8 protein-coding genes are annotated in these 8,158 nt (G+C 69.4%); 2 read left to right on the top strand and 6 right to left on the bottom strand.

Features of this window, described 5'->3' with window-relative positions:
- Together ACT4N8_RS14605 and ACT4N8_RS14600 are read right to left on the bottom strand one after the other, a co-directional pair.
- The coding region (locus ACT4N8_RS14605) for an alkaline phosphatase PhoX (RefSeq protein ID WP_444858846.1) at positions 1-172 on the bottom strand (172 nt) is incomplete at its 3' end.
- Positions 173-220: 48 nt separating this feature from the next.
- Positions 221-589, bottom strand: a complete 369-nt coding sequence (locus ACT4N8_RS14600; protein ID WP_444858845.1) for an alkaline phosphatase PhoX — start codon at positions 587-589, stop codon at positions 221-223.
- Between the two features lie 205 nt (positions 590-794).
- Here ACT4N8_RS14600 and purC point away from each other — a divergent pair, with 205 nt between their 5' ends.
- Positions 795-1,574, top strand: a complete 780-nt coding sequence (gene purC / locus ACT4N8_RS14595) for a phosphoribosylaminoimidazolesuccinocarboxamide synthase (RefSeq protein WP_444858844.1) — start codon at positions 795-797, stop codon at positions 1,572-1,574.
- 68 nt (positions 1,575-1,642) lie between these two features.
- Here the strand turns inward: purC and ACT4N8_RS14590 are convergent, their stop codons facing one another.
- Both ACT4N8_RS14590 and ACT4N8_RS14585 read right to left on the bottom strand, forming a co-directional pair.
- Positions 1,643-2,788, bottom strand: a complete 1,146-nt coding sequence (locus ACT4N8_RS14590) for a M23 family metallopeptidase (RefSeq protein WP_444858843.1) — start codon at positions 2,786-2,788, stop codon at positions 1,643-1,645.
- A gap of 129 nt (positions 2,789-2,917) precedes the next feature.
- A complete protein-coding gene (locus tag ACT4N8_RS14585) occupies positions 2,918-3,730 on the bottom strand; it encodes a ferritin-like domain-containing protein (protein ID WP_444858842.1) in 813 nt (270 codons plus the stop codon).
- Between the two features lie 27 nt (positions 3,731-3,757).
- On the opposite strand from ACT4N8_RS14585, the gene purT reads away from it, so the two are divergent.
- Complete coding sequence (purT, locus tag ACT4N8_RS14580) at positions 3,758-4,921, top strand: formate-dependent phosphoribosylglycinamide formyltransferase (RefSeq protein WP_444858841.1); 1,164 nt, start codon at positions 3,758-3,760, stop codon at positions 4,919-4,921.
- 585 nt (positions 4,922-5,506) lie between these two features.
- Here purT and ACT4N8_RS14575 read toward each other — a convergent pair.
- Complete coding sequence (locus ACT4N8_RS14575; RefSeq protein WP_444858840.1) at positions 5,507-5,971, bottom strand: peroxiredoxin; 465 nt, start codon at positions 5,969-5,971, stop codon at positions 5,507-5,509.
- Between the two features lie 2 nt (positions 5,972-5,973).
- Positions 5,974-8,158, bottom strand: a 2,185-nt coding sequence (locus ACT4N8_RS14570; RefSeq protein WP_444858839.1) for a glutamine-synthetase adenylyltransferase, incomplete at its 5' end; no start/stop codon positions are given.

Raw genomic sequence — 8,158 nt, 5'->3', positions numbered from 1 at the left:
GCACCTCGAAGACGAAGCCGTGCGGGCGCCGCGCGCCGCTTCCCGGGTCGACCACCGATTCCTCGCAGGTCAGCCACGAGCCCCAGGGCGTCGCCCCGCCCGCGCAGTTCGCGGTTGTTCCCGCGAGCGCCAGGAAGTCGCGTTCGAGCCGCCCGGAGGCGAGGTCGTAGATTGACTTGGTGACTCCGCCGGTGAACGGGCTGCCGTCGGCCTTGCGATCCTAGAGCAAGGCCGGATCGAGCCGTCCGAGCAAAGCCTCACCCTCGCCGAACGGGCTGCCGCCCTCACTGGTCGGGAAATTCTCGTGGTTGCGGAGCAGGATGCATTTCGAGGCATCGCCGCGCACCGGGAAGCAGGCCATGCCGTCCGGCCGGCCGGGGCGGACGAAGCCGTCCGCCATCGGCTCCCCGGAGCGCGCGACCAGCCGGTAGGAGAATCCCTCCGGAAGGTCGAGCATCCTCTGGGGATCGGCGCGCAGCGGCAGGCGCGCGTTCGTCGAGGCGGCCGCCAGCGCGCCGAGATGCCCCGTTCCGTAGAACAAGGCCGCACCGTGCGCCGCGGCGAGGAAGGAACGTCGGGAAAGGTTCATGGGCTGACGACCCCGCTGGCTCGGCGAAGGCATAGGATAGAATCCCGGCCGGATTTGCGACAGAGACAAAACCGACCGTTCGACGAAGCGCCGGCCCTTTTCGACGGGGGCGCGGCCACGGCCCCGGACTCGGCGGCGGTTTGCCCTGCCGTTGCGCCTCCCCTATAGAGCCGCTTCCTTGTCCCCCGCCGGAGGCCCGCCGCCCATGTCACGCCGCCGACTCGTCTACGAAGGCAAGGCCAAGATTCTCTACGAGGGCCCCGAGCCCGGCACTCTGATCCAGTATTTCAAGGACGACGCGACCGCGTTCAACGCGCAGAAGAAGGGCACGATCTCCGGCAAGGGCGTGCTCAACAACCGCATCTCCGAGCATATCTTCACCCTGCTCGGCACGATCGGCATCCCGACCCATTTCATCCGCCGCCTCAACATGCGCGAGCAGCTCATCCGCCAGGTCGAGATCGTCCCGATCGAGGTGGTGGTGCGCAACGTCGCCGCCGGCACGCTCTCGACCCGGCTCGGCATCGAGGAGGGCACCCAGCTCCCCCGCACGATCATCGAATATTATTACAAGGACGACGCGCTCAACGATCCGATGATCGCCGACGAGCATATTGCCGCCTTCGGCTGGGCGACGCGCGAGGAGATGGACGACATCGCCGACATGGCGATCCGGGTGAACGATTTCCTCTGTGGCCTGTTCGCTGGGATCGGCATCCGCCTCGTCGATTTCAAGCTCGAGTTCGGGCGGCTCTGGGAAAATGATTTCGCCCGCATCATCCTCGCCGACGAAATCAGCCCGGACGGCTGCCGGCTGTGGGACATGACCACCAACGAGAAGCTCGACAAGGACCGCTTCCGCCGCGACCTCGGCGGCGAGGCCGAGGCCTATCAGGAGGTCGCGCGCCGGCTCGGCCTCCTGAAGGAAGGCGAACCGAACGCCGTGCTGGATATGGCGGAGCACCGCCAGAAGAGAGGCAAATAGGCCGCTTCAACGAAAAGGGGCCCCGCCCGAAGGCGGAGCCCCTGCGAGGTATCGGTTTCGAAGATCGCCTAGCGCGAGCCGCCGTTCGGGCCGCCGATCGAGACCGGCTGAACGACCGGGTTGCCGGCGACTCGCCGCTGCAGCGCGAGCAGAGTGTCGCTCGACTGCATGAAGGGCACCGGATTGACGGCGCGGCCGTCGATGCGCACTTCGTAGTGAAGGTGGCTGCCGGTCGAGCGGCCGGTCGAGCCCATGTGGCCGATGAGCTGACCGCGGCGGACGCGCTGGCCGGCGCTGACGATATAGCGCGAGAGGTGGCCGTAGCGGGTCTGGATGCCCTGGCCGTGATTGATCTCGACGAGGTTGCCGTAGCCGCCGCTGTTCCATTCGGCGCGGCCGACAATGCCGTCGGCAGTGGCGTAGATCGGGGTACCCATCGGGCCGGCGAGGTCGATGCCGCCGTGCATCGCGGCGCGGCCGCGGAACGGATCGGAGCGGACGCCGAAGCCCGAGGTGAAGTTGACCGAGCTCTCGATCGGGCGGGCCGACGGGATCGCGATCACCGCCTGTTCGAGCTGCTCCATCCGGCGCCAGCTCGCGAAGAGCTCGGCGAAGCGCGGATCGGCGTTGCCGCCCTGCACCTCTTCATAGGGGCCGCCGACGGCGCCTTGGGCGCGGATCAGCTCGGAAGGATTGAGGCCGAGCCGGCGCAGCTGGTGCGCGGTCTGGCGGTAGCGGGCCACGGTCATGCCCTGGGCGCGGGCGGCGAGCTCGTCCTGCATGCCGTCGATTTCGGCATAGGCTTGGGTCAGCGAATTGTGCGGACCGGTCTCGGCGGTGGGAAGGACGGCGGCGAGTTGCTCCGACGTGGCTTCGCCCGAGAGCATCCGGGTGAGGAATTCCTGGCGGCGCTCGAGCGAGGCGGCATGATTGAGCGTCTGCGCGCGCATCGCGGCAACGTCCGCCTCCATCTGCACCATCTGCGCCTGCATCCGGGCGACGTCGCCATTCATCGCGGCGATCGCCTGGAAGGTCGCGAAAGCGGACCAGGCCAGCAAAACAAAGGCGGCGAAAACCGCCGCCATCTGCACCTTCGCACCGATCGTGAATCGGCGAAGGCTCTTGCCGTCATGCAGGAAAATGTCCCGCGGCTTGAAAATATTGCGGAACCCGAGAGCCCAGCCGGCGTTCGCCTTGGCAGCGGAATAAATCATCATTCTCCCCGGTCGGTTCATCTCTTGAGAACCGGCTCGGCCACGCATGGCGACCGCGTTGAAATCTGGGCCTTGCCCCACTCGAAAACGATCGGAAGTGCCCGCCCCGAACGTGTGGCCGGGAGAATGTTAAGCAAATCCAACCCCGGCAAGCCCGGTATAGTATTCCCGGGGCAGACCGGCTTGGGCGCGCGCCGAGTCGTTGAATGGCGGCTTAATCGCACCCCGAAAGTGAAGCGCGACGAGTGCTTGCCAGTGCGAGAGCGGCGCGAATCCGCGAGATTCGCACAACCGCGCGAACCAGCGCGTGCCGGCCGCGACGTGCCGGATTTCGTCGCGGTAGATTCGCTCGAGTATCGCGGCGGAGCGGATGTCGCCGGCGCGGCGGAAGCTCGCCACCGTGGCCGGCGTCACGTCGAGCCCGCGCGCCTCAAGCACCATCGGCACGACCGCGAGCCGGGCGAGCGGATCGTGCGTGGTCGCGGTCGCGGCTTCCCACAGGCCGTCATGAGCCGCGAGCGCGCCATAGCCTGAGCCCAGGGTGCGCAGCCGCCGGTCGAGCAAGGCGAAATGGATCGCCTCATCGGCACCGACGCCGATCCAGTCGTCGACGAAGCCGCGCGGCAGGCCGGCGCCGAACCGCCCCGCCATATCGAAGGCGAGGTCGATCGCGCCGAACTCGATATGGGCGAGCGCATGCAGCATCGCGATTCGGCTGCGCACCGAGCCCGCTTTGCCCCGCTTCGGCATGCGGGACGGCGGCAGCAATTCGGGCGTCTCGGGCCGCGCTGGCCGATCGGGCATGGCGGCGTCGAACGCGTGCGCGAGCAAACCCCGGCGCCAGGCGCGCGCCGCGCTGCGGGCCGCCCTGACCTTGGCATAAGGCTCGGCAGTCAGCAGCACCGCGCGGCAGGCCGCGGCGATCGTCCCTCTTCCTTCCATCGGCGCCCGCCTGTACCGGCCTCGGCCATGACTTTCACCGCCAAAATCCTGTTGCTGGGCTCGGGCGAGCTGGGCCGCGAGTTCGCGATCTCGGCCAAACGGCTCGGCGCCTGTGTCGTCGCCTGCGATTCCTATGCGGGTGCCCCGGCGATGCAGGTGGCGGACGCCGCCGAAATCTTCTCGATGCTCGACGCGGAGGCGCTGCGCGCTGCGGTCGAGCGGCACCGGCCCGATTTCGTCGTCCCCGAAATCGAGGCGATCCGCACCGAGGAATTGCAGGTTTTGGAGGAAGAAGGCTGGGCAATCGTCCCCTCCGCCCGTGCCGTGGCGATGACGATGAACCGCGACGCCATCCGCACCCTCGCCGCCGAGACTTTGGGCCTGCGGACCTCGCGCTACCGTTTCGCCGAGAGCCTGGACGAGGTCCGCGCCGGCGCTGCGCATACCGGCCTGCCCTGCGTGATCAAGCCGGTCATGTCCTCGTCGGGCAAGGGCCAGTCGACGGTGCGCGAGGCGGGCGAGCTGGAGGCGGCCTGGGCTTATGCCGTCGCCAACATGCGCGGCGACCGGCCGCGGGTGATCGTCGAGGAATATATCGCCTTCGATTATGAGATCACCCTGCTCACCGTCCGCACGCGCGAAGGCGTCCTCTTTTGCCCGCCGATCGGCCACCGGCAGGAGCGCGGCGACTATCAGGAAAGCTGGCAGCCGATGGCGATGTCCGACGCGGCACTGGCCTCGGCCCGCGCGATGGCGCGCAAGGTCGTCGACGATCTCGGCGGCCATGGCATTTTCGGCGTCGAGTTCTTCGTGGCGGGCGACGAGGCGATCTTCTCGGAGTTGAGTCCGCGCCCGCACGACACCGGCATGGTCACCCTGATCTCGCAGAATCTGAGCGAGTTCGATCTCCACGCGCGTGCCGTGCTCGGCCTGCCGATCCCGGAGATCCGGCTGCTCGGACCTTCGGCCTCGGCGGTGATCCTCGCCGGCCGCGAGGCGGAGTCATTCCGCTACGAAGGGCTATCCGACGCCCTCGCCACCGCGCCGGACGTCGACGTCCGCATCTTCGCCAAGCCGGTCACGCGTCGGTTCCGGCGGATGGGCGTCGCGCTCGCGCGGGCGGAGGACACCGAGCGGGCGCGTGCCCTCGCCGCCGAGGCGGCGGGGCGGGTGCGCATCGTCTATTCCTGAACGCGCCGGGCGCGCGATCTCGCGTCCCGCTGGTTCGACGATCTGCGCCACCGGCTCCGCGACCGGGAAATGGGCGTAGCGCGCGACATGATCCGGTCGCGCCTCGCGGTGGCGCGCCGCCTCCTCCTCACGCTGCGCGTAGAGCGCGTCGATCTCGTTGCGTTCGCGCGCCTCGTCCGCCCGCCGCTCCGCGCGGCTGCCGAAATAGGGGACGAGCGCGGAATAGTCTCCGCCCGAGACGCGCGTCAGCGAGCAGCCCTGGCATTCGGCGAGCCGCGCCGCCCGTCCCTCGTCCCAGCCGTACAGCTCGTTATAGGCGGTCGCCCGCCGCGCCAGCCGCGCCGCCTCCAGCTCGCGCTCGTCGAGCGCCGCGCCGCGGTCGCGCGGATGGACGGCGGCCCCCCGGAAATGGACCGGATCGATCGCGCCGACCGCGCTGTTGCCGAGCTGAATGCCGGCGATCACGGCGAGGAAGCCGGCGACGCCGATGACCGGCAGGGTAAGTGGACTGGCCATGAGCGCAGTAACGAGACGATGGCCGCCGATGTTCCGGAACAGGCCACGCGCGCTCATCGGCCGCTTCCGTCAGGGCAGTTGCTTCGCCGCCTCGAGCACCTCTTCGGCATGGTCGGGCACCTTCACCTTGCGCCAGATCCGGTAAATCGTCCCGTCACGGTCGATCAGGAAGGTGGCGCGGTCAATCCCCATATATTTGCGGCCGTACATCGATTTTTCGATCCAGGTGCCGAACGCCTCGCAGGCCGTGCCGTCCTCGTCGCTCGCCAGCCGGACCTTGAGGCCGTATTTGTCGATGAACTTGCGGTGCTTCGCCGGGCTGTCCTTCGAGACGCCGAGAATCCACGTCCCCTGCTTCTCGAAATCGTCGGCGAGCGCGCTGAACTCCTGCGCCTCGCGGGTGCAGCCGGTCGTGTCGTCCTTCGGGTAGAAATAGAGGACGAGCTTGTTGCCGCGGAAATCGGACGGGCTGATCGCATTCCCGTCCACATCCACCAGCTTCACGTCCGGCACCCGATCGTCTTCGCGCAGCATGATCAGCCTCCTTCGCCGGCCGCGACGGCCCGCCACAGCTCAGCGACGCTCTGCCGCGCGCGCTCATGGCGCGCAAGTAGCGCGGCCCAATCCTCGACCCCGCAGGCGCGGGCGACGAGGGCGCGCGAAGCCCCGGGCGGCTCGTTCGAATCCGGGAAGATAAGGCGCAGCGTCACGAGCAGCCGGGTGAGCAGCCGATAGGCGTCCTCGATCTCCGACGGGATCAGCCCCGCGCCGATGAGCTCGGCCAGCGCCGTCTCGAAGTGCGGGGTTAGGCCCCGGCGATGGATGAGTTGGAGCGTCTGCACCGAGAATTCGAGGTCGACCAGACCGCCGGACCCGAGCTTGATGTCGAACTGGCCGCGCGGCGGCTTGTGGCGGGCGATTTCGCCGCGCATCCGAACCGCGTCCGAACGCACTTTCGCCGGGTCGCGCTCGAGGCGGAGCAGCCCCTCGACGATCCCGGCCAGCTCGGCCCGGGCTGCTTCCGGCCCATAGACCGGGCGCGCCCGGGTCAGCGCCAGATGCTCGAAGGTCCAGGCGTGGGTGCGCTGATAGTCCTCGAAGCTCGCAACCGAGATGGCGAGAAGGCCGTCCGTGCCGGAGGGTCTGAGGCGTGTATCCACCTCGTAGAGTGGCCCGGCCGCGGTGGCGACGGAGAGGGCGGCGGTAACGCGCGGCGCCAGCCGGTTGAAATAATCCGTCGCGCGCAGTCTTTTCGGCCCGTCCGACTCGGCCTCGTGCGTGCCGCTGAACAGATAGATGAGGTCGAGATCGGAGGCGTGGGTCAGCGCGCCGCCGCCGAGCCGGCCGAGGCCGAGGATGATCAGCTTCGAGCCCGGCACCTTGCCGTGCGCCGCCTCGAACTCGGCGACCGCGGCGTCGGCGAGCACCTGGATCGCCGCCTCCGCGACTCGCGCATAGCCCGCCGCCGCCTGGAGCGGGTCCGAGCGGGCGAGAACGACCTGCGCGCCCAACGCGAAGCGCGCCTCGTTGACCCGCCGCCGCACCCGATCGAGCACGAGCTGGTAATCCTCCCCGGCCCGGTCAAAGCGGGAAAAGGACTCGGCGAGCGCCTCCACCGAACGCGCCGGCTCGAAGGCGCTGGCGTCGATCAGGCCGTCGAGCAGGTTCGCCCGGCGGCCCAGCTGCTCGGCGAGCGCGGGCGCGTGGCTGAGGATCGCGCCGAGATGCTGGACGAGGCCGGGGCGGGCGGCGAGCAGGCGGTAGAAGTTGATCCCGGTCGGCAGCCGCTCGATCAGATCCTCGAAGCGGTTGATCGCGCGCATCGGATCGGGTGCGGTCGCGAAGGCCTCGATCAGCACCGGCAGCATCGCCTCGAACGCCACGCGCGCGGCCGCGGTGCGCAGCGAGCGTGCCTTGCCGCCGCGCCAGCCCTCGATGCGCGCCCGCACCGCCGCCGGCTCGGCCAGCCCTGTCTCGGCCAGCCGCGCCTCCAATGCCTGCGGATCGTCGGGCAGGCGCGGCTCCTCTTCGCCGCCGAGCGTGTCGTAAAGCGCGCCGATCCGCTCAACATGCGGCGCGATCTCGGCGAGCAGGGCACCGCCGTTGGCGAGACCATGCAGCCGGGCGACATTGTCGAGCGCCTCCGCATCGCGCGGCAGGCTGTGGGTCTGCAGGTCGTCGACCATCTGCAGCCGGTGCTCGATCGTGCGCAGCAGCCGATAGGCGTCGGCGAGCGCCTCGGCGTCGGCGGCGGCGATCCGGCCGGCTTTGGCGAGCGCGGGGATCGCATCGAGGGTCGCCGCCGCGCGCAGCGCCGGCTCGCGCCCGCCATGGATGAGCTGATGGATCTGGACGAAGAACTCGACCTCGCGGATGCCGCCGCGGCCGCGCTTCAGGTCGTAGCCGGGGCCGAAGGCCTGGCCCTGCGCATAATGATCGCGGATGCGACGGCTGATCGCGCGGATCTCGCCGATCGCGCCATAATCGAGGCTGCGCCGCCAGACGAAAGGGTGAATCGCGTCGAGGAAATAGCGGCCGAGGTCCGCATCGCCCGCCGCCTGCCGGGCGCGGATGAAGGCCGCGCGCTCCCAGGGGAGCGCCGCCGATTCGTAGTAGCTGATCGCCGCCTCCACGGGCAGCGCGATCGGCGACACCTCAGGAGACGGCCGGAGGCGGAGGTCCACGCGAAAGGCGTAGCCGTCCTCGGTGCGCTGCTGGAGC

It is taken from the genome of Sphingosinicella sp. (assembly GCF_052387495.1).
Classification (GTDB): Bacteria; Pseudomonadota; Alphaproteobacteria; order Sphingomonadales; family Sphingomonadaceae; genus Allosphingosinicella.
This window is presented reverse-complemented; position numbering and strand designations above follow the sequence as displayed.